The 23991-nt window shown below is 67.9% G+C and carries 22 protein-coding genes; 10 read left to right on the top strand and 12 right to left on the bottom strand.

What is annotated here, in order from left to right; genetic code table 11:
- Positions 1-70: 70 nt before the first annotated feature.
- Complete coding sequence (locus PS060_RS03240; protein ID WP_273986834.1) at positions 71-844, bottom strand: class I mannose-6-phosphate isomerase; 774 nt, start codon at positions 842-844, stop codon at positions 71-73.
- Positions 845-882: 38 nt separating this feature from the next.
- A complete protein-coding gene (locus tag PS060_RS03235; RefSeq protein ID WP_273985416.1) occupies positions 883-1929 on the bottom strand; it encodes a mannose-1-phosphate guanylyltransferase in 1047 nt (348 codons plus the stop codon).
- A gap of 220 nt (positions 1930-2149) precedes the next feature.
- Here PS060_RS03235 and PS060_RS03230 point away from each other — a divergent pair, with 220 nt between their 5' ends.
- Entirely contained in the window at positions 2150-3229 is a 1080-nt protein-coding gene (locus tag PS060_RS03230) for a CaiB/BaiF CoA transferase family protein (protein ID WP_273985415.1), read from the top strand.
- On the opposite strand, the gene PS060_RS03225 is transcribed toward PS060_RS03230, so the two are convergent.
- The 4 genes from PS060_RS03225 to PS060_RS03210 all read right to left on the bottom strand — a co-directional run bounded on the left by PS060_RS03225 (position 3226) and on the right by PS060_RS03210 (position 7572).
- Positions 3226-4638 carry an efflux transporter outer membrane subunit gene (locus PS060_RS03225; RefSeq protein ID WP_273985414.1) on the bottom strand — a complete coding sequence of 471 codons (1413 nt, stop codon included), beginning with the start codon at positions 4636-4638 and terminating at the stop codon, positions 3226-3228. The two genes, PS060_RS03230 and PS060_RS03225, sit on opposite strands and share 4 nt — an antisense overlap.
- 4 nt (positions 4639-4642) lie before the next feature.
- Positions 4643-5626, bottom strand: coding sequence for an efflux RND transporter periplasmic adaptor subunit (locus tag PS060_RS03220; RefSeq protein WP_273985412.1), 984 nt, complete (start codon positions 5624-5626; stop codon positions 4643-4645).
- Between the two features lie 63 nt (positions 5627-5689).
- Positions 5690-6439, bottom strand: a complete 750-nt coding sequence (locus tag PS060_RS03215) for an ABC transporter ATP-binding protein (protein ID WP_273985410.1) — start codon at positions 6437-6439, stop codon at positions 5690-5692.
- Positions 6436-7572 carry an ABC transporter permease gene (locus PS060_RS03210; protein ID WP_273985409.1) on the bottom strand — a complete coding sequence of 379 codons (1137 nt, stop codon included), beginning with the start codon at positions 7570-7572 and terminating at the stop codon, positions 6436-6438. The genes PS060_RS03215 and PS060_RS03210 overlap by 4 nt, the downstream gene beginning before the upstream one ends.
- Before the next feature lie 131 nt (positions 7573-7703).
- Here PS060_RS03210 and PS060_RS03205 point away from each other — a divergent pair, with 131 nt between their 5' ends.
- The 3 genes from PS060_RS03205 (at position 7704) to PS060_RS03195 (ending at position 11406) form a co-directional block, all read left to right on the top strand.
- Positions 7704-8342 (top strand): TetR/AcrR family transcriptional regulator, encoded by a 639-nt coding sequence (locus PS060_RS03205; protein ID WP_273985408.1) that lies wholly within the window; start codon positions 7704-7706, stop codon positions 8340-8342.
- A gap of 107 nt (positions 8343-8449) precedes the next feature.
- Positions 8450-10417 (top strand): ATP-dependent zinc metalloprotease FtsH, encoded by a 1968-nt coding sequence (ftsH, locus tag PS060_RS03200; RefSeq protein WP_273985407.1) that lies wholly within the window; start codon positions 8450-8452, stop codon positions 10415-10417.
- Positions 10418-10488: 71 nt separating this feature from the next.
- The gene (locus PS060_RS03195; RefSeq protein ID WP_273985405.1) at positions 10489-11406 is read left to right on the top strand and encodes an aspartyl protease family protein; all 918 of its coding nucleotides are present in this window, start codon (positions 10489-10491) and stop codon (positions 11404-11406) included.
- Positions 11407-11415: 9 nt separating this feature from the next.
- Here the strand turns inward: PS060_RS03195 and PS060_RS03190 are convergent, their stop codons facing one another.
- From PS060_RS03190 to PS060_RS03175, 4 genes are all read right to left on the bottom strand, one after another.
- Complete coding sequence (locus PS060_RS03190; protein WP_273985404.1) at positions 11416-12471, bottom strand: DUF3667 domain-containing protein; 1056 nt, start codon at positions 12469-12471, stop codon at positions 11416-11418.
- Between the two features lie 67 nt (positions 12472-12538).
- Complete coding sequence (locus tag PS060_RS03185) at positions 12539-13270, bottom strand: ParA family protein (protein ID WP_273985403.1); 732 nt, start codon at positions 13268-13270, stop codon at positions 12539-12541.
- Positions 13271-13481: 211 nt separating this feature from the next.
- Entirely contained in the window at positions 13482-13826 is a 345-nt protein-coding gene (rpoZ, locus tag PS060_RS03180; protein ID WP_141457295.1) for a DNA-directed RNA polymerase subunit omega, read from the bottom strand.
- 95 nt (positions 13827-13921) lie between these two features.
- Positions 13922-14806: a hypothetical protein gene (locus PS060_RS03175; RefSeq protein ID WP_273985402.1), complete on the bottom strand. Its 885-nt coding sequence runs from the start codon at positions 14804-14806 to the stop codon at positions 13922-13924.
- A gap of 139 nt (positions 14807-14945) precedes the next feature.
- On the opposite strand from PS060_RS03175, the gene PS060_RS03170 reads away from it, so the two are divergent.
- A complete protein-coding gene (locus PS060_RS03170) occupies positions 14946-16124 on the top strand; it encodes a phospholipase D-like domain-containing protein (protein WP_273985401.1) in 1179 nt (392 codons plus the stop codon).
- On the opposite strand, the gene PS060_RS03165 is transcribed toward PS060_RS03170, so the two are convergent.
- On the bottom strand, positions 16094-17134 hold the full coding sequence (locus PS060_RS03165; protein ID WP_273985400.1) for a CDP-alcohol phosphatidyltransferase family protein: 1041 nt from the start codon (positions 17132-17134) through the stop codon (positions 16094-16096). The genes PS060_RS03170 and PS060_RS03165 overlap by 31 nt on opposite strands.
- 103 nt (positions 17135-17237) lie before the next feature.
- Here PS060_RS03165 and PS060_RS03160 point away from each other — a divergent pair, with 103 nt between their 5' ends.
- On the top strand, positions 17238-18191 hold the full coding sequence (locus PS060_RS03160) for a CDP-alcohol phosphatidyltransferase family protein (protein ID WP_273985398.1): 954 nt from the start codon (positions 17238-17240) through the stop codon (positions 18189-18191).
- On the opposite strand, the gene PS060_RS03155 is transcribed toward PS060_RS03160, so the two are convergent.
- A complete protein-coding gene (locus tag PS060_RS03155; protein WP_273985397.1) occupies positions 18134-19306 on the bottom strand; it encodes a glycosyltransferase family 4 protein in 1173 nt (390 codons plus the stop codon). The two genes, PS060_RS03160 and PS060_RS03155, sit on opposite strands and share 58 nt — an antisense overlap.
- A gap of 300 nt (positions 19307-19606) precedes the next feature.
- On the opposite strand from PS060_RS03155, the gene PS060_RS03150 reads away from it, so the two are divergent.
- The 4 genes from PS060_RS03150 to PS060_RS03135 all read left to right on the top strand — a co-directional run bounded on the left by PS060_RS03150 (position 19607) and on the right by PS060_RS03135 (position 23991).
- A complete protein-coding gene (locus tag PS060_RS03150; RefSeq protein WP_273985396.1) occupies positions 19607-20707 on the top strand; it encodes an inositol-3-phosphate synthase in 1101 nt (366 codons plus the stop codon).
- A 79-nt stretch (positions 20708-20786) separates the two neighbouring features.
- A complete protein-coding gene (locus PS060_RS03145) occupies positions 20787-21554 on the top strand; it encodes a phosphocholine cytidylyltransferase family protein (protein ID WP_273985395.1) in 768 nt (255 codons plus the stop codon).
- Positions 21551-22822, top strand: coding sequence for a glycosyltransferase (locus PS060_RS03140; RefSeq protein ID WP_273985393.1), 1272 nt, complete (start codon positions 21551-21553; stop codon positions 22820-22822). Before PS060_RS03145 ends, PS060_RS03140 begins: the two co-directional genes overlap by 4 nt.
- The gene (locus PS060_RS03135) at positions 22822-23991 is read left to right on the top strand and encodes a hypothetical protein (protein WP_273985391.1); all 1170 of its coding nucleotides are present in this window, start codon (positions 22822-22824) and stop codon (positions 23989-23991) included. Before PS060_RS03140 ends, PS060_RS03135 begins: the two co-directional genes overlap by 1 nt.

Genomic DNA, 23991 nt, shown 5'->3' with positions numbered 1-23991 from the left:
AAGTATATTTCCTTAGGCCACCCAATGGCAGAGCTTCAACGCTGAGACACGTTCCGATCGGAAGCGGCCGTCACGCCGCGCGGGTCAGCAGGGTCACCTCAGCGCTGCCGAAATCGAGGCTGGCAAGGCTGGGGGCGAAGAGACATTCCCCGGGGCCTGCCGTGGCTGAACCGTCTTCCGCACGCACTTCGCCTGCCAGCGGCAGCACCAGCAGCGCGCCCGGATAGGCCGCCAGCGTCGCCGCATCGGGCGCGCCGGTCACCCGGTCGAGCCGGAAATGCGGGCCGTCGACCAGCGCCTGCCCCTCGGCAATCGAACGCTTGTTGGCTGGCTCATAGGGCGCGCCGCGCGCGACAGCGAGGGCTCGCTCCACATGCAGCTCGCGCGGGCGGCCATAGTCATAAAGCCGGAAGGTCGTATCGCTGGCCTGCTGCACTTCGACCAGCGACAGGCCGGGGCCGATGGCATGGACGGTGCCTGCGGGCAGGTAGAACAGATCGCCGGGCCGGGCGGGATGCCAGGTGAGCAGGCTTTCGATCGTGCCGTCCTGCGCAGCGGCGGCGATTTCATCCGGGGCGACATTGCGCTCGAACCCGATGGCGAGGCGCGCGTCCGGCTCGGCATCGAGCACCAGCCAGCACTCTTCCTTGCCCGCCTCGCCGGGAAGCGCGTTGCTGTCCGAGGGGTGCACCTGCACAGAGAGCTTTTCGGAGGTGAACAGGTATTTGATCAGCACCTGCGGCATTTCGGGCGGTGGCTCGAACCAGATCTCGCCGATCCGCTTGCCGCCTGGCGCGGCGAAGGGCGCGGGCAGCACGTCCCGACCCCAGACCTTGTCGACCATCCGGGTCGCCAGCTGGCGGGGGCGGAACGCGGGGGCGTTCACTGGACGAGGGCTCCGGGCAGCTTGCCGACGAGCTGCGCTGCCTCACGTGTGGTGACGAGCACTTCGCCGTCCTGAACGATGATGCACACGCCCTCCAGCCCCACGGCCGAAACGCGCGGCCCATCGGTCAGCGCGAGGACGTCCTTGCATTGCGCGAAGTCGACCGCGCCCTTGCCCCGCGCCAGATTGCCGCTCGCGTCCGCTGCGCCTTCGAGCGCTTCGGCAATCGCGGCCCAGCTGCCGATGTCCGACCACCCCATGTCGGCTGGCACCATGGCGGCGCGGGCGGTGTTTTCCATCACCGCATAGTCAATCGAAGCCCCGACGATCGCAGCGAAGGGCTCGCTTGCCGGGTGGAATCGCGCTCCATCGGTGATGCCGCCTTTGACCGCCTCGGCCACCAGCCGCGCCATGTCGGGCCGGTAGGCGGCGAGTTCGGCGAGCAGGTGTCCGGCGCGAAAGGCGAAGATCCCGCCGTTCCAGCTGTAATCCCCGCTCGCCAGATATTCTGTCGCGCGCGCCAGATCGGGCTTCTCGACAAAGCGGCGGATCGCATAGCCGCCCGCCAGCGGCGCGCCGCGCTGGAGATAGCCGTAGCCGGTTTCGGGGCGGTCGGCCGCGATGCCGAAGCTCACGAGATAGTTCTCACGCGCCAGCGCGGCAGCGGCGAGGGCCGCGGCGAGGAAGGCGTCCCTGTCGGCAATGTGATGATCGCTCGGGCAGACCAGCATCACCGCGTCTTCCGGCAGCAAGCAGGCGGCGAGCGCGATGGCAGGCGCGGTGTTGCGGGCGCAGGGTTCGACCACCAGCCGCGCGCCCGGCGTATCGCCCAGCTGCGCCATGATGAGATCGGCATGATCCGCGCCGGCGACGACCATCGGCGGAGCGAAGCGATCATCGCCTGCCACCCGGCGCACCGCCTGTTCGAACAGGGTCTCGTCCCCGACCAGCGGCAGGAACGGCTTGGGCACCGCCTTGCGGCTGACCGGCCACAGCCGTGTGCCGCTGCCACCGCACAGGATCACCGGATGGATTTGCATCACACCTTTCGCCTTCGCCAATTTGCAGAGCGCTACCTAACCTGAACAAGTTGCGCCACGCTTAAGGTTACCGATTGCATCCATTCACGACCAATCCCGCCGCCCCATTCCCTCCGCCCATTCCCGCTGCCCCCTTTCCGTCTACATGGCGCAAAGTCGTTAGCTTGCCAGCGCGCAGCGGCTTTGCAATGACCCGCCCAGACTGTTCGGGAGAGACATTATCATGCAGCACACGTCCGGGCCGCTGGCGGGCCTCAAGGTCATCGAATTTGCCGGGATCGGGCCGGGGCCGCACGTTGCCATGCTGCTCGCCGATCTCGGGGCCGAGGTTGTTCGCATCGACCGGCCGGGAAGTGCGGCCAGCAACCCGGTGGTCGAACGGGCGCGGCATCGGCTGGCGGTTGATCTCAAGAGCGAGGAGGGCAAGGCCCAGGTTCGCGCTGCCGCAGCTGCTGCCGACGTCCTGATCGAAGGCTTCCGCCCCGGGGTGATGGAGCGGCTGGGACTGGGGCCGGATGTGCTGCTCGAAGCCAACCCGCGGCTTGTCTATGCCCGCATGACCGGCTGGGGGCAGGAAGGCCCGCTGGCGCAGGCCGCCGGGCACGACATCAACTACATCGCCATCACCGGCGCGCTCGCCGCCGTGGGCAAGGCGGGCGAGACCGCGACCCCGCCGCAGAACCTCGTTGGCGATTTCGGCGGCGGGTCGATGTATTGCGCCTTCGGGATCATGGCCGCGCTTTATGAACGCGAAAAGTCGGGCAAGGGTCAGGTCGTCGATGCCGCCATCGTCGACGGGGCGACCAGCCTGATGAGCTTCTTCTTCGGGGTGCGCCAGGTGCCGCATCTCAGCACCGAGCGCGGCAAGGGAATGCTCGGCGGCGCGGCGCATTTCTACCGCTGCTTCAAGTGCGCTGACGGCAAGGAAATCTCGCTCGGGTCGATCGAGCCGCAGTTCTATGCCGAAATGCTCGCCAAGGCGGGTGCGCCGGAGGAACTGGCGCAGGGTCAGATGAACCCGGCCAACTGGGACGACTATGCCGACAAGCTGGCAGCGCTGTTCCTCACGAAGACGCAAGCTGAATGGTGCGACCTTTTGGAAGGCAGCGACGCCTGCTTTGCCCCGGTGCTCGGGATCGAGGAGGCGCGCGAGCACCCGCACATGAAGGCGCGCGGCGCTTACGTGGAGCATGACGGCATTTGGCACACCGCGCCCGCGCCGCGGTTCAGCCGCACGCCGGGCGCAGTGCGTTCGAGTGCGGATGACGGCGCGGACGTGGTCGCGCGCTGGCAGCAGGCCTAGTCGGTCGCCGCTGGCTCCCCGCCGAGCGCCTGCCACAGCACCACCCGCGCGCGCGCGGATCGGCCCAGGGCAGCAGCAGCGGCCTCGCCGCTTGAATCCGCCGCGCGGCGGGCTTCGAGCACTTCGAGGAAGCTGGCGAGCCCGGCCTTGTAGCGCGTCTCGGCAATCGCGGCGGCGCGGGTCAGCTGATCGCGCTGGGCGACGGCGAGCTTGGCCTCGGCATCAGCGGCGGTGACCACGCCATAGGCCGCCTCGGCATCGCCAAGGGCTTGATAAACCGCCCCGCGATAGGCGGCGAAGGCAGCGCGCTTGTCGGCAGCGGCAGCATCGATCCCGGCGCCGACGCGTCCGAAATCGAGCAGCGGCCCGGCGATCCCGGCGGTGAGCGTGCCGATGATCGAATCGTCGAACAGGTCTTCCGGATCGAAGGCCAGCAGCCCGATCACCCCCGACAGCGTGATGCGCGGGAAGCGCGCGCGGGCGGCAGCGGCAAGATCGGCATCGCTGGCGGCGAGGTTGGCGGCGGCAGCGGCAACATCGGGCCGGTTGGCGAGCAGATCGGACGGCAGCGTTGCGGGGGCAGCGGCAAGCTCCAGCGGCGCGCCGGGGGTGGCCAGCGCCGCGGTGACCGCCGCGGTGCCTTGACCGGTCAGCGTCACCAGCCGCCCGATCAGGCGCGCGCGCTCGCTCTCGAGCGCTGCGAGGCGCGTGGCCGAGGCACTCGCCGTGGCCTCGGCGCGCACCCGGTCAAAGCCCGGCGCGATCCCTGCATCTTCACGCACCTTCGCCAGCCGGGCGAGAGCATCGGCCGCCTCGGCATCGGAGCGGATCTCGGCGGCGCGCGCTTCGATCACGCGCCAGTCGATCACGCTCGCGGCGATTTCGGCGAGCAGCGCCAGCCGCACGCCTTGCGCCTGCGCGGTGGCGGCATCGATCCGGGCGATGGCGGCGCGTTCCTCGGCCTTCAATCGCCCGAAGATGTCGGGATCCCAGCTCGCGGTGATGTTCGCGCCGTAAGCGGTCTGTTCGCGCGGGATGAAGCCCTGCTGGCCCGCGGCCCCGAACTGCGCGGGGTTGATGCGGTTGCGGGTGACATCGGCATCGGCGGTGATATTGGGCAGGCGCTCGGCCCCGGCGCGGCGTGCGCCGGCGCGAGCGGCATCGATCCGCGCAGCGGCTTCGGCAAGGCTCGGCGCATCGGCCAGCGCGGCGGCAGAAAGCGTCCGGTAGGCCGGGTCGCCCTCGGGCAGCAGAGCGGCGAGCGCGGTGGCGGTGCCTTCCTCGGGCCGGAAGAAGTAGGCCGGGGCCAGCTCCGGGGTGGGCGTGGCGATCTCGGGTGCAGGCTGCAGGGCGCAGGCGGCGAGCGCCAGCGGCAGCAGGGCAACCCCGGTCAGGTTGAGGCGGCGCATGGCCCTACTTCTCGCTCTTGGCCGCAGCGGCCTTGGCCGGGATGAAGGCATCGATCTGCTGGCCCACCCGGAACGCCTCGGACGGGGGCAGGGCATAGATCAGCTGGAGCACACGCACGTCGACGCGTTCGGCGGCGGAGTTGGTGAGCGAGCGCTTGGGCACCACCTGCGGCTCGGCGCGCACGAAGGTGGCATTGACGTGCATCTCGGCGGCCCCGCGCGGGCTGATGACGGCGGGCTGGCCGAGCGCGACCCGGCTGATCTCGTTCTCGTCGATATCGATCCGCACGTGGAGCGGGTTGGTCTCGCCCATCTGGATGAAGGGCTGGGAATTGCCGCCGCCCTGGGTGGCAACGAATTCGCCGCTGCGGATGTTGACCGCAAGGATCTCGCCCGAAATCGGCGCGCGGATGGTGAGGCGTTCGATTTCGGTGCGCGCAGCGGCAGCGCCCGATTGGGCAGCGGCAAGGCGCGCACGGGCAAGGCCGAGGCGGCTGGTGGCGGCGGCCTCTTCGCCCTCGGCGCGGATCACCTCGGCGCGGCTCACGGCAGCCGGATCGGCAAGCCCGCGGTAGAGCGCCAGCTGCTGGCGCGCGGTGGCTTGCGCGGCGGCGGCTTCGGCGATGGCCGCGCGCGCTTCACCGATCGCGGCATTGGCCTGATCGAGGCTCGCACGGGCAGCGCGGGCATCGACCGTGAACAGCACATCGCCCTTCGCCACGCGGTCGCCCGGACGCACGCGCACATCGGTGACAAGGCCCGACAGCGCCGAGCCGATGTCGATCACCTCGCTCGAGGGTTCGACCACGCCGGCGCCCGCCACGCGCGGTTCGTTGGCGAGCTTGCCCACGGCCTTGGGCGGCTGCTCACCCGGTTCGGCGGTCGAACGGTCGGGCAGGCCGACAAGGATCAGCCACACGGCCACCGCAAGGCCGAGCAGCGCTAGGGCCGGAAGGATCTGGCGGGCAAAACTTAGATTGCGGGGCATGGCGTCCTCGGCGGGTTCGGGAGGGAGAGGGAGAGGGAGAGGGAGAGGGAGAGGGGGCGGCGATCAGTGACCATCGGGCATTTCCTTGCCGTCATGGGTGATGCGACCGTCTTCAAGCACGATGATCCGGTCGGCCAGATCGAAGATGCGGTTGTCGTGAGTGACGATGATGCAGGCGCGATCCGGCGCGACCGCCACCTCGCGCAGCAGGTCCATCACCCGGCGGCCCGAGGAGGCATCGAGCGCGGCGGTCGGCTCGTCACACACCACCAGCCGCGGCTCGTGAACGAGGGCGCGGGCGATGGCGACGCGCTGCTGCTGCCCGCCCGAAAGCTGGCGCGGCAGCTTGTCGGCCTGATTGCCGATGTTGAGCTTGTCGAGCAGCACCTTGGCCTTTTCGCGCGCTTCCTCGCGCGGCATCCCCTGCGCGATCAGCGGCACGGCGGCATTGGAGGCCACGTCGATCGAGGGGATGAGGTTGTACTGCTGGAAGATGAAGCCGATGTTCTTGAGGCGGAAATTGACCAGATCAGTATCCGACAGCTTGTAGATGTCTGTGCCGAACACCTTCACCTCGCCCTCGGTCGGCCACAGGATGCCGCACATGATCGAGATGAGGGTGGTCTTGCCCGACCCGCTCTCGCCCACGACATAGGTCAGCTCGCCGGAACGGATGTCGGTGTCGATCCCGTGGAGGACGCGGATGGTGGTCTGCCCCGCCTCGAAATCGCGGATGATGCCGCGCGCGCAGATGGCCGCTTCGGGGGCGCAGGCGCTGCTGCCTGGGGTGTCCATGATGGTTGTCTCGCTCACCGGAACACCGCCGCCGGTTCGGTCTTCAGGACGGATCGGATCGCGATGAAGCCGGTGATGGCGAGGATCACGACCACCGCCGCCAGGCTGATCAGCGGGATCTGCCAGGGGATGTAGAAGCCCTTGAAGAAGGGGTTGGAGCCGAAGCCCTTGATGAAGGCGACCGTGCCGATCACGCCCAGCGCATAGCCGATGGTGCCGACCATCCCGGCCTGCGCGGCGACCATCTGCACGATCTTGCGATTGGTGACGCCGATCGCCTTCAAGGCGCCGAATTGCTTGATGTTGTCGCGCAGGAACAGGCTGAAGGTCAGGCCGACGATTGCCACGCCGACGACGAAACCGAGAAACACGGTGATGCCGAAATTGGTCGGGATACCAGTGTTCTCGATGATGAAATCGATCCCGGCGCGGGCGAATTCGTTGCGGGTCTCAGCTTTCAGACCGGTGGTCTCCTCGATCCGTGCGGCGACGCCTTCGGGGGTTTCGCCGGGGGAAATGCCGACCAGCACAAAGCTCAGCCGGTTGCGCGTGCCAGGGACGAAGTTCAGCGCGTTGGAATAGCGGGTGTAGAGCACCACGGTGCTGGTGAAGCTCGGGATCGCGTCGGAAATGCCGCGGATCACGGCGCGCTGGTCGTTGAGCTCAAGCCGCTTGCCCATCGCCTCCTCGGCGCTGGGGAACAGGCGCGTGGTGCCGACATCGTCGATCACGACCGTATCGGGAGCGAAGAACACCGACTTGTCGCCCACCGCCATGCGCTTGGGCAGGCCGATCAGCGTTGCATCGTCCACACCGATCACCCCCACGCCTTCAAGGTCGCCGTCGGAGGTGCGGACATTGGCCTGCGCGCGCAGGTGCGGCACGGCCCATTCCACGCCCTTCACCGCGCGCACCTTGTCGAGCGCAGTTGAAGGCATGGCGTAGCTGACGTCGGTGGTGCGGCTGACCGGGTCCATCACCCAGACCTCGGCCTCGGGCGCATTGTAGACCCCGCTCGCCCCGCGTTCGACGAGGTTGACGAAGATCGTCATCTGCTGGGTGATCAGCAGGGTCGAAAAGGCGATGCCGAACAGCAGCCCGTAGAACTTCTGGGCATCACCGGTGAGCATCCTGATGGCGATCCACAGCACGTGCGGGGGAACCTCTGCGACAAGGGAGGGTTGCAATCCTGAGCCGTGCGGCCCAATATTGAACGGTGGCGTTTAATTGAACGGGGCCGTTCATTTTGTCAATCGACGAATCATCAGTTGCGAAAAAAAACGTGTGCTCGCGCCGCGCCGGGCGTCCGCTTGACGCGGCCAAGCGCGCGGCCATCGTCGAGACAGCCGCGCATCACTTCTTTCATCACGGTTTTGCCGCCACCGCGATCGAGCAGATCGCGACTGATGCGGGGGTTTCGAAGGTCACGATCTACAACCAGTTCGGCGACAAGCGCGCGCTGTTCGCTGCCGCTGTCGAGTGCGAGTGCGAGAAGATGCGGGGCTATTTCTCGCTCGATGCCATGCCGTCCGGCTCGATTCGCCAACGCCTGACCGCAATCGGCGAGGCAGTTGTCGCCTTCCTTGCCCGCCCCGAGATGATCCGTTTCGACCGCCGCATCGCTGCCGAGACCGAGCACGAGCCGACCATCGGCGTCGCCTTTCTTGCCGCCGGGCCGTGGCGCATGAAGCACGCCTTTGCCGCCTATCTCAGTCACGAGGTTGAGGCCGGCGCCTTGCGCATCGCCGATCCGCTGCTGGCCGCCGAACAATTTGTGTCGCTTTGCAAGGGCATGGGTGATCTCGAACGGCGCTTCGGCGCAGACGTCGCGGCCGAGACCGTGCGCGAGCGGATCGAAGGCGCGGTTGAGGTGTTTCTGGCGGCCTATGCTGCCCCCACAGCTTCGCACGACCATCGATAAATCGCATCACGCTGTTCGAAAATTAGCATCGCAGCCCAAGGGGCGCATTATCTTGCCATTCAGCCGTGGCATCCTACATTATTGGCGCACGAAAGGATTTCCTCGCGATGAGTCAGCAAAACGATCCCCAGCCGCAAGGCGATGGCCCCAACCCCTGGGTCAAGCAGCTGATGATCTGGGGCGGGATTTTCCTCGCCCTGCTGCTGGTCGTGACCATGTTCAGCAATGCTGGTCAGGCGACCGGCACCGCGATCCGCTATTCCGATTTCCGCGCGGCTGTGGCCGAAGGCGAAGTGCAGGATGTGCAGATGAGCGACGAGCTCATCACCGGCACCCTCAAGAATGGCGAGTCCTTCAGCACGGTGCCGGTGCCCAATGACATCGAAATCACCAAGCTGATGGAAGATAACGGCGTGCGCTTCACCGGCAAGCAGCGCGAAGGGCAGAATGTCCTGTTGTTCATCCTGCTGAATTCGCTGCCGTTCATCCTGATCCTCGGGATTGCCTTCTTCGCGCTGCGTCAGGTGCAGAAGGGCGGCGGCGGCGGCGCGATGGGCTTCGGCAAGTCCAAGGCCAAGATGCTGACCGAGCGTTCGGGCCGCGTCACTTTCGACGATGTTGCCGGGATCGACGAAGCGCGCGAGGAATTGCAGGAAATCGTCGAGTTCCTGCGCGATCCGCAGCGCTTCTCCAAGCTTGGCGGCCAGATCCCCAAGGGCGCGCTGCTGGTCGGTTCGCCGGGCACCGGCAAGACCCTGCTCGCCCGCGCCATCGCGGGTGAGGCGGGCGTGCCGTTCTTCACTATCTCGGGCTCGGACTTCGTCGAAATGTTCGTCGGCGTCGGCGCGAGCCGCGTGCGCGATATGTTCGAACAGGCCAAGAAGAACGCGCCCTGCATCGTCTTCATCGACGAAATCGACGCGGTCGGTCGCTCGCGCGGCCATGGCCTTGGCAATTCGAACGACGAGCGCGAGCAGACGCTGAACCAGCTGCTGGTCGAGATGGACGGTTTCGAGGCCAACGAAGGCATCATCATCATCGCCGCGACCAACCGTCCCGATGTGCTCGACCCTGCGCTGCTGCGTCCGGGCCGCTTTGACCGTCAGGTCGTGGTGCCGGTGCCCGACATTGATGGCCGCGAGAAGATCCTCGGCGTGCACATGAAGAAGGTGCCGCTGGCCCCCGATGTGAACCCCCGCGTGATCGCGCGCGGCACGCCGGGCTTCTCGGGCGCGGACCTTGCCAACCTCGTCAACGAGGCAGCCCTCCTCGCCGCGCGCCGCAACAAGCGGCTGGTGGCGATGCAGGAGTTTGAGGACGCCAAGGACAAGGTCATGATGGGCGCCGAGCGCCGCTCGATGGTGATGACCGACGACGAAAAGCGCATGACCGCCTATCACGAGGCTGGCCACGCGATCGTCTCGGTGCATGAAGCCGCGTCCGATCCGATCCACAAGGCCACCATCATCCCGCGCGGCCGTGCGCTGGGCATGGTGATGCGCCTGCCGGAGCGTGATTCCTATTCTTACCACCGTGACAAGATGCACGCGAACCTCTCGGTCGCGATGGGTGGCCGCGTGGCGGAAGAGATCATCTTCGGCCATGACAAGGTCAGCTCGGGCGCGTCGTCCGACATCCAGTACGCCACCAGCCTGGCGCGCAACATGGTGACCCAGTGGGGTATGTCGGACAAGCTCGGCCCGCTCCAGTACGAGGAACAGTCCGAGGGTTACCTCGGCATGGGCGCCGCCCAGCGCACCTTCCGCTCGGGCAAGACCAACGAGCTGATCGACACCGAGATCAAGGGGCTGGTCGAAGGCGCTCATGCCCGTGCGACCGACATCCTCAGGACCAACGAGGATCAGCTCCATCTGCTCGCGCAGGCGCTGCTCGAATATGAGACGCTGACGGGCGAGGAGATCAAGTCGCTGCTTGAAAACGGCAAGATCGACCGTCCTGACGCGCCGCGGGGGCCGATGATTGCCGCACCCGTGCGTGGCTCGGCGATCCCCAAGGCGGGCAAGCGTTTCGGCGCCAAGGACGCAGGCGGCGACGAGGCTCCGCAGGGGGCTTGATCGGCCCGCACCTTTGACTCCTTCTGTATTGCCGTGCTAATACGCTAGCACGCAATCAGAGGGGGTAGGCCGTGCTGCATTCAATCCGGTGGGGGCTCGCCGGCCTCGTGCTCGCTCTGCCTGTCGGGCAGGTCTTGTCTGCCGAGCCCGAAGCTACCAGCCCGGCCTGCGCGCTCGCCGCAGAGCTGACCGCGACGGACATGACCGGCGCTGCGGTCGACGTTCCGTTCCGCACCATCGAGGGGCGAATCTACCTCGACGTTGTGGTCGACGGTAAAGGGCCGTTCGTCTTTGCCGTCGATACCGGGGCAAGCGGGGTTGGCCGGATCGATGCGAGCCTCGTGGCCGAGCTGGGCCTGCCGCCGGGGGAGAGCAGCCAGACCTCTGACGGCGTGGCAACCGCCAAGGTCGATACGGTGCGTCTCTCCAGCCTGACGCTGGCTGGGCTGGCGCATCAGGACATCACCCTCATCGCCCGCGATTATCGCAGCAGGGTTTCCGACGCGGCGGCCTTTTCCGGAATTCTCGGGCGCGGGTTCTTTGCCGATGGCCTGCTCGTGATCGACTTTCCGGCCAAGCGACTGCGCTACTTCACCGGACGGGCGCTGGCAGCGGATCAGCCGGGCGCGCTGGCCTATGATCGCGCCTTCCGCATTCCGGTGACGCTCGGCAGCATGGCCACCACCGCCAATCTCGATACCGGCGCGGATGTGATGGTGATGATGCCGACGGCGCTCTACGATCAACTCGGCGGCACCCCGCTCCAGCCGGCGGGGAATGTCAGCCTCACCAACTCGCGCATTCCGTCATTCTCGGGACGGCTGGCGAGCCCGCTCCGCCTCGGCGATGCGACGCTGGAGGCAGCGACTGTGCGAGTGGCCGAGGCCTATCCCGAAGTGCTGGTCGGGGCGCAGGCGCTCGCGGGGCAGCGTGTCCTCATCGATCAGCGGCACCAGACCGTCGCGGTCTGCCCGGCGGCTGCGGCCTAGGCCGCGATCTCAAAACGCTCCGAGCGCACCCACGATCAGCAGGAACAGCGTCAGCACGATCTGCATCGAGAAGAACAGCAGCACGCATAGCCGCCAGAAGGCCGAGAACCGGCTCAGGCCATAGGCATGGCGCAGCTGCTTGTAGAGATGCAGCGGCACCCCGAACAGGAACAGCAGCGCGGCCCAGGCTCCGCCCCCCGGCACCGTGCTGAGGATCGACATCACGATAAACAGCAGTGACATGAAACTCAGCGAATAGGTCACGAACACCGCGTGGTCATAGGCCTTGTACTGCCGCCGCCAGGCGAACATCAGCCACACGAAGGGGATCGAGAGCGGGATCAGCAACCAGCTGAATTTGTAGCCATTCGATTGCAGCTTGTAGAGCATCAGGCTGGGGTTCTTCTTCCACTTGGCGATCAACCCCTTGTCGAGCCAGTCGATGCCGGTGGTCATACTGACCGAACTGTCCGATCCGCTGCCATCGCTCCCTGCCTTGGTGAGCACATAATTGAGGCCTTTGAGCTGGTTATCGATCTCAGTCCGGCGGGGGCTTTGGGCAGGAAGCGCCAGCCGCTCCTTCTCCAGCGTGTTGATCTGTTCGATCACCTGGCTCCGGAACGGATCATCCTTGTCCGCACCGAACAGATCGTTCGACAGGTCGCTCGGCGTGCCGATGCCAACCATCTGAAAAACCGCAAACATCGCGAAGACGGTGAACAGGAACATCGACATCGGGCTGACGAACTTCGCCCGTTCGCCCGCGATGTAGCGGCGGGTGAGATCACCCGGCTTGAAGGTGAGGAGCGGCAGCGTCTCCCACAGCTTGCCGTCGAGGTGCAGCACGCCGTGCATGATGTCGTGCCCGATCGCGGCAAGGCTGCGGTGGATATGCGCCTTCTGCCCGCAGTTGGGGCAGAAATGTCCTGTGAATTCAGTGCCGCAATTGGCGCAGGTGACATGGCTTCCGGCGTGTCCGCTGGCTTCCCCGGCCCCCGGTTCGACCGCGCGGCTGAGCAGGCCGCCCTCGATCACTGTCCCGATACCATCGCCAAATCCGCTCATCGCCCTTGCGCCCCTTGAACCCGAACAGCGCAACTATAGGCGCGTTTGCCGCACCTGCGAAAGCGGCTTATTTCTCGGCCAGCTTGCGTTCGATCGCGGTCCAGAGTTGGGAAATCGCCCGCGCGGCAGGCGAGCGCGGGGCGAAGGCACCTACAGGCTTGCGCTCCACCGCGCACTGCTCGACCGCGCTGGCGAGCGGGATCGCGGGCCAGCGCGGATTGGCCTCGCGGGCCTCCTTGTGCAAGGTTCTGCGCAGATCGAGCATTGATAAGACAGGCAAAATCGGCGGATGCCCCTTCCCGCTGCCCTGCACCTCCTCGACCACCACCTCGAAGGCGCGGGCCGAGAGCGGGGAGGGGGGCAGGGGCACGATCACGAGGTCGGCCGCGCGCATGATCTGGGCGCTCAACTCGTTGAGAACCGGGGGACAATCGAAGATGATCCGGTCATAGTCCTTGGCCATCTGCGCGGTCAGTTTGGCGAGCCGCTTCTTCTTGCCGAGCCGGTCGAGCTGGCGGTCGAGGCTGCGGATGCTTTCATCCGCCGGCAACAGATCGAGCCCCGCATAGGCGCTTGGCCGGATCAGCCGCGCGGGATCGCTTCCCTCGGCGAACATCTTGTCTGCGCTGTGTTTTTTGCGCGGATCGACCCCCAGCAGAAAGCCCGATCCATTCGCCGCGTCCAGATCCCACAGCAAGGTCTTGCGGCGCGACATGGTCGCCGAGACCCATGCGAGATTGGCCGCCAGCGTCGTTTTCCCGACCCCGCCCTTGACGCTGTAGATCGCAATCGATGCCATGCGCGCGGGCCTCGTGGTGTTACTGTTTGGTGACAGCCACAAGGGATAGTCGCCCCGCTGCGCTTGGCAAGCGGGGTTGGATGCGTGTCAGAAAACGGTCAATGAGACGGCGCGGCCCGGCAAAAACCCGGCAACAGCCGTCAAAGACGCGACAAGGGCGTGCAAAGACCGGCCAGCGAAAGGGGCCGGGTCACCAGCCCGCCGCTGATCGTCAGCCGTCGTAATCGCCGCCCAGCGACGAGGTGCGCGCCGGGGCCGATGCGGTGATGCGCAGCGCTTCGGCCGACTGGCTGAGCGAGCCGATTTCGTCGGCTTCGTCTTCATCGTCGGGGAGGATCTTCTGCAGGCTGGTGACGAGCGATTCGTGAAGACCGCGCGGGGTGATCGTTTCTTCCGCGATTTCGCGCAGCGCCACGACCGGGTTCTTGTCGCGATCGCGGTCAATGGTCAGCTCGCTCCCGCCCGAAATCTCGCGCGCACGCTGCGCAGCGAGCAACACCAGGTCGAAGCGGTTCGGAACCTTGTCGACGCAATCTTCAACGGTAACGCGTGCCATGGGCGGCCTTTTTTTCAGAATCGCGGGAGAATGGGCAAGCGCGCAGCTAGGCATGAGGCCGCGCGAAGTCAAGGAAAAGGGGGCAGGCCCGCCCGCTATGGTGCCTCTAGGGGTGCCTCTGGGGGCGCGTCTAGTGGCGTGTCCGGCGCCGCGCCGCCCTGCGCCAGTGTGCGGGCGGTGGTCATCACCACTTCCATCGCATTGGCATTGGCGCGCAGCCGGTAGAGCGTTGCCAGCCAGGTGCGATCAAAGCGCGACATTTCTGCCTGCAAGCGCCCCGCCGGGCGATAGAGCGCGAGGATTGTGCGCGGTGCGCCGGTGGCAATCTCCTCCATCTCGCGCGTCGGGCCGAGCAGGCGCATGGTGATGTAATCGGCCAGCTGCACCGGGGTGAAATCCGCGCTCGCCCCCGCGTCGACCATGACGGCAGCGGCGCGGATGTTCTTGTATGTGGTGCGGTCGAGCCGCCCCCTCGGATTGCTGCTGATGACCTCGATGTCGCCGAACACATAGACCGGATCGCGCGAGCGCAGCACCCGGTCGACCTGATGGCGCTTCAGCCGCCCGATGAAGCGGCGGCCGCTGGCGCGGTAGTCGATGATCCACTGCTTTACATCGGGGCGGATCAGCACCAGCGCATTGGGGCGGCAGCCGGGCTTGGCGATCCTGACCCCGGCTGCGCGGGCATTGGCGATGATCCGCTGGCCGATCAGGCGCCCGCGTTCGGGATCGTCAATCGCGAGGCTCATGCACAGCGGCGCATTGAAGCGCGGCAGCGGGTCGCGCGAGGCGGCACGGCCCGCGACCGTCCGGGCGAGCGCGACCGCGGCCCTGAGGTCGGCGATGCGTTCCTGTTCGACCACGATTTCGCTGATCGTCTCGGCGCTCGCAGCGGGCTCGGGCGGGTTAGCCACCTCCTGCGCCGTTCCTGCCTGCGCTGCCGCGACCTGCGCCGCGCAGACCGCTGCCAAACCACCCATGATGTGCCGTGCGCCGCTAAGCATAGAGGCATGATCTGCAACAGCTTTTCTGACCGCGGGGTGAACCGTGCACGATGTGCGGTGCAGGCTGTGACAGATGGCCTGTCGCTTTGCGGAGGCTTGGCGCTACAAGGGAGACATGGCCCCACCTGCTCCCCCTGCTTCGCCCTATCGCGACCTTGATCCCTTCAGCGTCGATGCGGCCGGGCACGGATTCACCTTCTACCCCCACGGGGCCGACCGGCTGGAGGCGCTGGTCGCGCTGATCGACGGGGCCGAGGCGAGCCTCAGGGTGTTCTACTATCTGTTCGACAGCGATGCCTCGGGCACCCGCGTGCGCGATGCGCTGGTCGCGGCGGCGCGGCGCGGGGTGGCGGTGGAGCTGATCGTCGATGATTTCGGCAATGATGCGGGCGCGGAATTCTTCGCGCCGCTGACCGAGGCGGGCGGTCATTTCGCGATCTTCTCGCCCAAGTGGGGCAAGCGCTATCTGGTGCGCAATCACCAGAAGTTCGCGATTGCCGACGAGGCGCAGGTGTTCACCGGCGGGGCCAATGTCTCCGATCACTATTTCGATGCGCCCGACAAGAATGGCTGGTGCGATCTGTCGGTCACGATCACCGGGCCGGTGGTGGAACAGTTCGTGCGCTGGTTTGCGCTGCTCAAGGACTGGGTGGCGAGCGAGGCAGCGGGCCGGGTGACGCGGCTGCGGCGCCTGCGCGACATCGTCAAGGCGTGGGAGGGCGGCTCTGGCCCGGTGCGCTTGCTGGTCGGCGGGCCGCTGGTGCGGCGCGGGCACTGGGCCTGGGTGTTCCGGCAGGATCTGATCGCGGCAAAGCGGCTCGATCTCGTCTCGGCCTATTTCTCACCCCCGCGCAGCTTCCGCCGCCAGTTCCGGCGGGTGGCGCAGCGTGGGCAGGTGCGGATGGTGATGGCGGGCAAGTCCGACATTTCCGCCGCGATCGACATGGCCCGCCTGCTCTATGGCAAGCTGCTGCGCGCCGGGGTGCAGATCGCCGAGTTTGCCGTGTGCAAGCTGCACATGAAGCTGCTGGTGGTGGATGATGTCGCCTATGTCGGCAGCGCCAATCTCGACAAGCGCAGCTTCCGGGTCAATCTGGAGCTGATGGTGCGGATCGAGGATGCGGCGGTGGCTGCGGCCCTGCGCGAATTGATCGACCATCTGGAAGCGGCGAGCGAGCCGATGACGCGCGAACGCTATGCCCGCGAGGCGACCTTCCTTGCCAAGATGCGCTGGCGGATCGCCTATTGGCTGAGCCTTGCCGATTATCGCATCAGCCGCGCCGGAGCGGGCTGACGCTGGGCCAGCAGCACGAAAGCCAGCCACACCGCCGATCCTGCCATGAACACCGCCGCGGCTGCGCTCAACTGCCCGGCAAGGGCGGCGAGCATGAAGGCAAAGGCGTAGAAATCGCGGCTGGTGATGTCCTTGATCGCCCGAGCAGGGCCGCGCCCCGCAGGCGCGAGCGCGGATTTCGCCCCGTCGAAATGCACCACGCCCTCGCGCAGCCACGCGGCCCGGCCAAGGATCGCGAGCCCGGTCACCTGCAACCCGGTCGCGCCCGCGCAGACCAGCGCGCCGGTGGTATCGCCCTGCAGCGCAAGACTGATCCCGGCCCCGGCGAGGAAGGCGCAATTGGTGGCGGCATCGGTCAGGCTGTCGAGCGAGGCGCCGCGGCGCGAGGTGCGCTGCGCGGCGCGGGCGATCTCGCCATCGACCCCGTCGATCACCGAGGCGATCTGGAACAGCACCGCGCCTGCGGCAAGCCCTGCGGGGGTGGGGAAAGCGATCAGGCAGGCGAACATCGCGAGCCCCGCCAGCGCGGTCAGCCCGGTGGCATGGCCGGGGCGGATCCATGCCAGCCGCAGCAGTTGGCCCGAGATCGCTTGTGACAGCGGGCGGTTGATATGCCGCGCGATCATGCCGTCACCCGGCTTGGCGGTGGCGCGGATGATGGTTGTCGCAATCCGGCCCAGCACCGCATCGGGATCGGCGGGGGGAGGCGGGGGCGGCGCGCGCCCGGCCAGCAGCGCGGCAAGGGCCGCAGGATCGACCAGCACCTCGCCCGGCCATGCCTCCGCTGGCGGCTGCGCGGTGATCGTCACGCTCACCGCGGGGGCGAGCCGGGCGATTGCGGCGCGGGTGCGGGGGGCAAGGAGTGCCGCATCCTCACTCACCAGCACCAGCCCCATGCCGGGCCGCAGCGCCCCCAGCGTGGCGGCGACCCGTGCGGCAGCAGGAATGCCGGCGACCAGCCGGTTGGCGGTGCGCGCATCGGCGAAGCGGGCGATGAGCGGCGCGGTCATGCGATGCCGTAGCCTTGCGTAATTGCGCGGGGTGCGCGGGAACGGGATAGTGCGATGCGGGCGGGGCGGCGGCAATTCCGCGTTTCTACGGAAGGGCATTTGCGTGACAGAACCGGCAGCGATCCGCACGCGCCTCCCCTCGCCGCCCACCGGCAGGCCGCCGCGCCGTCCGCCCGAGCTGGAGGATGCGCTCAACAGGTGGGCCTATCATCCGCTCGCCGCGCGGCTGGCGCGGGCGCTTGCGCCGACGGCGGTAACGCCGGATATGGTCTCGGCGGCGGGTGCGCTGGCGATCATGCTTGCGGCGCTCGCCTACGGGATGGCGCAAGGGCCGGGGCTGGTGCTGCTGGGCCTCGCGCTGCACATGGGCTGGCACGTGCTCGACGGCGCGGACGGCGATCTGGCGCGGATGAAGGGCTGTGCCTCGCCCCATGGCGAGCTGTTCGACGGCATTTGCGACTATGCCGGGCACATCGTGCTCTACCTGACGCTGGGGGCGCTGGCGGCGGGGCAGATCGGTGCAGCGGCGTGGGCGCTGATGCTGGCGGCAGGCGCTAGCCGGGTGGTGCAGGCCGCGCATTACGAAGGCGCGCGGCGGCAATATGCGCTGGCGGTTCACGGCACCGGCTGGATGGCGAGCGAGACGCCCGAAGCCGGCGCGGGCGAAGCAGCGCCGGCGCGGCGGCATCCTTTCGTCGCCTATTACCTCTGGCTCACCGGGCTGATCGTGCCCCACAGCGCCCCGCTGCTGGCGGCGGTGCGCGATCCGGCACGCGCGCTGCTTTTGCGCGAGGCGATGCGCGCGCGCGGGCCAGCGTGGCTCGGCCCGATCAGTCCGCTCAGCGCCAATTACCGCACGCTGGCAGTGGGCGCGGCGATGTGGGCGGGGCGGCCGCAGTGGTATTTCGTGTTCGAGGTGGTGGTGCTGGGCCTCGTGCTGGCCGCCTCGCTGGTGCGGGTGCGGCGGGCCTTTGCAGGCGCGCTGGCCGATGCGCAGGCTCAGGCGGGAACGGGCAGCCGCACCGCCGGGGACTGTTCCGCCAGCACGCTGCGATAGAGCGCCAGATAGCCGGCCGCGCAGGCCTGCCAGTCGAGCATCGCGGCCCGTGCCAGCCCGCGTTGCCGCAAGGCCGCGCGCAGGGTCATGTCGCCGGTCACCCGCATCAGCGCGGCGGCGATGTCGCCAATGTCGCCGGGGTCGACCAGCACCGCCGCTCCGCCCGCGACTTCAGGCATGGCGCTGACGTCGCTGGTGATGACCGGGCAGCCGCAGGCCATCGCCTCGGCCACCGGATGGCCGAAGCCTTCGCACAGCGACGGGTGGAGCAGCACCTCTGCTCCGGCATAAAGCTGCACCAGATCGGCGCGGGCAACGGCGGGGAGGATATGCACCCGGCCCGCCACCCCCAGCCGGTGCGCGAGCCGCTCCAGCCCGGCGCCGCTCGCCCCCCGACGGCGCACCAGCACCAGATCGATCCCCGCGCGGCTGCCCAGCGCGGCGGCGAAGGCGCGCAGCGCCATCGCGTGGTTCTTGTAGGGTGCGCCCTGACCGACCATGAGCACGAAGCGGCGCCCCTTGGGCACCCCGATCCGGGCGAGCGCAGCGGGATCGCGCGGGACGGGGGTGAAGTCCGCCGCGACACCCGAAGGGATAACCGCAAGCCGGCCTGCGACGTGGGGGGCGTGGGCGGCGATGGCATCGCGAGTCGCGGCGCTGACGGTCGCGATCCGGGCCGATCGGCCCAGCGCGCGGGTGATCCCGTGGCCATAGAAGACCCGCTCGACCCGACCCCAGAGGCTGGGATTGCACCATTTTGGATGCGTTAGCCACATGATGTCGTGCACCGTTGTGATGCTCGGCATCCTGAGCCCGCCTGGCAGGATGTTCGCCGGGGCATGAAACAGGTCGATCCCGGTGAGGTCGACCGCCAACGGCAGGCGCGCCAGCGTCACCGGCCCGTTGGCCGCCGCGCGCACCACCACCTCGCGCACATTGGCCGCCCCGCTGAGCGGGCCTGCCGCATCCGCCGCGCGCAGCAGCGTGAAGCGGCAGTCGGGCGCCATCCCCGGCAGATGCGCGACCAGCGCGGCCACCATTTCGCCGATCCCGCTGGGCCGGGGGCCGAGGTAGCGGCAATCGAGCGCGATGTTGATTGGCCGAGAATCGGGCATTTTTCCCTTAAACAACAGAATTTTGATCCGTTTCCGATGGTCGGAAATTCGGTGCGGTTGGCCGCATCCTCATGCGCCACCTGCGCCCCTCCGGCACCTCCGGATAAGCCGCTAGGGGAAATTCCGGGGTTGTCGGCCTGGCCCGCAGAATTCCGCGCGCAACACCGCTGCCGGATGCGTCCACGCTGCGCCAATCTGACCCATTTTGGAGGCTGCGGCAGTGGCTTTTGCCGCAATTCCAGCGGATTGACAGGTATGCGCAATTCGCAGACCCCTGTCGAAGTATTACAGGAACACCCCATGAACACGATCAGGACTGCCATTGTCGGGTTGGGAAATTGTGCGTCCGCCCTCGTCCAGGGCGTGGAGCATTATCGCAACAAGTCCGAAAGTGCCGGTCGTATCTTCAGCCGCATCGCGCAATATCAGGTCAGCGATGTGCAGTTTGTGCTTGGGATCGACGTCGATCAGCGCAAGATCGGTCGTCCGCTCGGTGAAGCGATTTTCGCTCCGCCGAATAATACATCCATTTTCGAGGGAAATATTGCGTCACCCGCTGCCCCGGTGATGATGGGCCGGATCCTTGATGGGGTCGCTCCGCACATGACCGCTGCGGGAGAACGCGGGTTCCAGCCCGCCGCCGTGCCCGAGGCAAGCGCGGCCGAGATCATCGCCGCGCTCCGGCGCGAACGGGTCGATGTGCTGGTCAACTTCCTTCCCGTCGGCTCGCAGGCGGCGAGCGAATTCTACATGGAATGCGCGCTTGAAGCCGGGGTGGGCGTGGTCAATGCGATCCCGGTCTTCATCGCCAGCGACGCAGGCTGGGAAGCGCGCTTCCGCCAGCGCGGCCTGCCGATCGTGGGGGACGACATCAAGGCGCAGATCGGGGCGACGGTGATCCACCGCACGCTGGCCGCACTGTTCGCCGCGCGCGGGGTCGAGGTGGCGCACACCTATCAGCTCAACACCGGCGGCAATACCGACTTCCTCAATATGCTCGATCGCGAGCGGCTGGCCGACAAGAAGGAATCCAAGACCGAAGCGGTGCAGGCCGCGCTCGCCGCCCGGCTCGAAGATGCCGATATCCGCATCGGCCCGGCCGAATATGTCCCCTGGCAGAAGGACAACAAGATCTGCTTCCTGCGGATGGAAGGGGCCGGCTGGGGCGGGGTGCCGATGCATATCGAACTGCGCCTCTCGGTCGAGGACAGCCCCAATGCGGCCGCCTGCGTGGTCGATGCGATCCGGTTCTGCAAGCTTGCGCGGGATCGGGGGGAGGGCGGCGCGCTGATCGCCGAGAGCGCCTTCTACTGCAAGCACCCCCCGCGCCAGATGGCCGAGGATGCCGCGCTCGCCCTTCTCGATGCGCGCGCGGTGCCGCAGCTGGACGCCGCCGAATAGGAGCCCGCGCGCCGCCGATCCGATCCCGCCCTGCCTCACGCCGCCCCCGTTCTCTCTCCCGCTCGAGGTCGTCCTTGCCATGAACGCTTTGATCCTTGCTGCTGGTTATGGCTCCCGGCTGGCTCAGTCCGTGGCCGAACCCAAACCGCTGGTGATGGTGGCCGGCCGAAGCCTGCTGGAATGGGGCGTGTGGCAGGCAGCCCGTGCGGGGGTGCGCCGCGCCGTGGTGGTGACCGGTCACCGCGCCGAAGAGATCGAGGCGCACCTGCCTGCAATCGCCGAGCGCTGCGGCGTGCCGATCACGCCTTGCCGCCTCGCCGATTGGTCGCGGCCCAATGGCCACTCGGTGCTGGCCGGGGCCGCGCAGATCGAGGGCAATTATCTGCTGATGATGGCCGACCATCTGTTTGCGGCCAGCCTGCTCGCCCGGTTGGTTGCGCAAGGGACGCGCCGTCAGACCGGCGCGCTGCTGGCGATTGATCGGGCGTGCGATGGCCCGGCAATCGATCCGGCTGACGCAACCTGGGTGCGCACCCGCGCGACTGGCTTGATCGCCGCCATCGGCAAGCACCTGACCCAGCGCAACGCGGTCGATTGCGGCGCCTTCATTGCCACGCCCGATCTTGCCGGCGCAATCCGCGCCGCGGTGGCGGGCGGTGCGGCAGGCAGCCTGTCGGACGGGATGCAGAACCTCGCCGCGCGCGGGCTGGCCGATAGCCTCGATGTGACCGGGCACTGGTGGATCGATGTCGACGAGCCTGCGATGCTGGCACTGGCGCGCGCGCAAGCACCGCAGTTCCTTGATGCGGCCCCGTCCGCGGCGGAGTCGCAAGGGGCTTTGGCATGACAATGCGGGCCGGTTTGCCGATCCTGTTCGATTGCAGCCGCATGGTCGCGCGCGGTCTTGCGGGGCGGATGCCGACCGGTATCGACCGGGTGTGCGAGGCCTATCGCGCGCATTTTGCGGCGCGCGCGCAGACCCAGGCGGTGGTGCAGGTGCGTGGCCGCGCGCGGGTGCTCTCGGCAGCCCATTCGGCCCGGCTGTTCGATCTGCTCGCAGCGCCGGGGGAGGGGTTCCGCCGCCGCCTTGCCGCGCTCGCCGCGCAGGTTGTCGCCAGCGGTGCTGGGCCTGCGCCCACGCCCGGGGCGCTTTATCTCAACGTCTCACATTCGGACTTTGATCGCGACGCGCACCATGGCTGGCTGCGCGCAGGCGGCGTGCGGCCGGTCTATCTGCTGCACGATCTGATCCCGATCGCGCATCCCGACTTTACCACCGCGCACAAGACCGCGCGCCACGAAGGACGGGTGCGCCGCGCGCTGGAGGCGGCGAGCGGGATCATTGCCAATTCCCACGCCACCGCCGCAGCCATCCGCGCCTATGCGCATAGTGCAGGGCTTCGCTTGCCGCCGCTGCTTGAAGCACCGCTTGGCGCGACGGACTTGCCTGTTCCGGCCCTGCCCCCCGGCCTGCCGCCGCGCGCGACCTTTGTCTGTGTCAGCACGATCGAGACCCGCAAGAACCATATGCTGCTGCTTGATGTGTGGCAGCGGCTGATCGCCCAGCTGGGGGAGCGCGCGCCGCGGCTGGAGCTGATCGGGCGCTGGGGGCTGGGAAGCGAGGCGGTGCGGCGGCGCTATCGCAGCGATCCCTACCTCCACCGCTTCATTACCATCCGCAACCAGTGTGATGATGATGCCATCGCCCGCGCGCTGGTCGGCGCGCGCGCTTTGCTTGCGCCGAGCCGGGCCGAGGGCTTCGGCCTGCCCGTGGCAGAGGCGCTGCGGCTCGGGGTGCCGGTGATCGCGAGCGATCTTGCCGCTTTCCGCGAAATCGGGGGCGCGGTGCCGACCTATCTCGATCCTGCGGCTTGCGAAGCATGGCTGCGCATGATCCGCGAATTCGCCGCCGACGGGCCGGAGCGGCAGCGCCAGCTGGCGATGCTGCGCGCCTGGCGCGCGCCCGACTGGCGCGATCATTTCGCGCTGGTCGAAGCCTGGCTCGAACGTCTGCTGCGGCCGGTGCCGATCACTCTGGCGGAGCGCGCGCAGCCGGCGGTGGACTGGCCCGCACCCATCGCGCCCGACCGGGCTGTGGCCGGAGGGCGGCGCTGATGCGGATGGCGCCGATCCTGCCCGCGCTCGGCGATGCGGGGGCGGCTGTGCCCGCACCCAGCCTTGCGGCGCGGCTGCTGGCGCGGCTGCGCGCCCTCGACCCGCTGTTTGCCGCGCTGGTGATCGTGCCGACACTGCTCGCCGCGCTCTATTTCGGGTTCTTCGCCAGCGACGTCTATGTCTCGGAAAGCCGCTTCATCGTCCGCAGCCCGACCAAGCCCAACCTCTCCCCGCTGGGCGTGGTGCTGAGCGGGGGCAACATCGTCGGCGCGAGCGAGGAAAGCGCGGCGGTGAGCGAATTCATCGCCTCGCGCCAGGCGCTGGGAGCGGTCAATGTCGATGGCCTCGTCACCCGCGCCTGGGGCAATGACGGCGTGTTCCGGCTCGACCGCTTCGGCGGGCTGGGCGCTGACACGGGCGAGGATCTGTTCGAATATTACCGCGATTCCGTCGCCGCCGAGGAAGCCGATCAGACCATGGTGACGGTGCTGACCGTGCGCGCCTTCGATCCGGTCAGCGCGCAGACCATCAACCGCCGCCTGCTCGAAGCCTCCGAAGTGCTGGTCAATGACCTGTCCGAACGCGCGCGGCGCGATGGCATCGCGCTCGCCGAGGCGGAGCTGGGCCGCGCGCGCACCGCCGCACGGGATGCGGCGCTGGCGCTCGGGGCGTATCGCGATGCGGAAGGCGTGATCGACCCCGAATTGCAGGCGAGCGCTGGCCTCCAGATGATCGGCAAGCTGCAAGACCAGCTGATCGCCGGGCAGACCCAGCTGCTGCAGCTCGAAACCTACACCCCGCAGGCCTCACAGATCCCCTATCTGCGCACCCAGATCCGCAAGCTGGAGCGCGAGATCGACGCGCAGACCGCCTTGCTGGCGGGCGGGCGCGGGTCATTGTCGGCGGCCTCGGTGCGCTATCAGGAGCTGCGGCTGGCATCGGAGTTTGCCGAAAAGCAGCTCGCCGTGGCGCTCTCCGCCTATCAGGAGGCCACCGCGGAGGCGCGCCGCAAGCAGGCCTATGTCGAACGCATCGCCCAGCCCAGCCTGCCCGACGATGCCGCCTTTCCGCGGCGGCTGCGCGGGGTGGCGGCGACCTTTGCGCTGGGCCTGATCGCCTGGGGTGTGGCGGCGATGCTGCTGGTCGGCGTACGCGAGCATCGGGAGTGA

Source organism: Erythrobacter sp. BLCC-B19, from assembly GCF_028621955.1.
GTDB lineage: Bacteria > Pseudomonadota > Alphaproteobacteria > Sphingomonadales > Sphingomonadaceae > Erythrobacter.
Note: the sequence above shows the minus strand (reverse complement) of the source record. Positions and strands in the feature narration are given on the sequence as shown.

Coding starts and splice junctions, on each gene's coding strand:
- PS060_RS03230 (WP_273985415.1), top strand. CDS start 2,150: ATGCAGCACACGTCCGGGCCGCTGGCGGGCCTCAAGGTCATCGAATTT.
- PS060_RS03165 (WP_273985400.1), bottom strand. CDS start 17,134: ATGACCGCGCCGCTCATCGCCCGCTTCGCCGATGCGCGCACCGCCAAC.
- PS060_RS03145 (WP_273985395.1), top strand. CDS start 20,787: ATGAACGCTTTGATCCTTGCTGCTGGTTATGGCTCCCGGCTGGCTCAG.
- PS060_RS03225 (WP_273985414.1), bottom strand. CDS start 4,638: ATGCGCCGCCTCAACCTGACCGGGGTTGCCCTGCTGCCGCTGGCGCTC.
- rpoZ (WP_141457295.1), bottom strand. CDS start 13,826: ATGGCACGCGTTACCGTTGAAGATTGCGTCGACAAGGTTCCGAACCGC.
- PS060_RS03170 (WP_273985401.1), top strand. CDS start 14,946: ATGGCCCCACCTGCTCCCCCTGCTTCGCCCTATCGCGACCTTGATCCC.
- ftsH (WP_273985407.1), top strand. CDS start 8,450: ATGAGTCAGCAAAACGATCCCCAGCCGCAAGGCGATGGCCCCAACCCC.
- PS060_RS03240 (WP_273986834.1), bottom strand. CDS start 844: ATGGTCGACAAGGTCTGGGGTCGGGACGTGCTGCCCGCGCCCTTCGCC.
- PS060_RS03135 (WP_273985391.1), top strand. CDS start 22,822: ATGCGGATGGCGCCGATCCTGCCCGCGCTCGGCGATGCGGGGGCGGCT.
- PS060_RS03150 (WP_273985396.1), top strand. CDS start 19,607: ATGAACACGATCAGGACTGCCATTGTCGGGTTGGGAAATTGTGCGTCC.
- PS060_RS03190 (WP_273985404.1), bottom strand. CDS start 12,471: ATGAGCGGATTTGGCGATGGTATCGGGACAGTGATCGAGGGCGGCCTG.
- PS060_RS03175 (WP_273985402.1), bottom strand. CDS start 14,806: ATGGGTGGTTTGGCAGCGGTCTGCGCGGCGCAGGTCGCGGCAGCGCAG.
- PS060_RS03220 (WP_273985412.1), bottom strand. CDS start 5,626: ATGCCCCGCAATCTAAGTTTTGCCCGCCAGATCCTTCCGGCCCTAGCG.
- PS060_RS03185 (WP_273985403.1), bottom strand. CDS start 13,270: ATGGCATCGATTGCGATCTACAGCGTCAAGGGCGGGGTCGGGAAAACG.
- PS060_RS03155 (WP_273985397.1), bottom strand. CDS start 19,306: ATGCCCGATTCTCGGCCAATCAACATCGCGCTCGATTGCCGCTACCTC.
- PS060_RS03140 (WP_273985393.1), top strand. CDS start 21,551: ATGACAATGCGGGCCGGTTTGCCGATCCTGTTCGATTGCAGCCGCATG.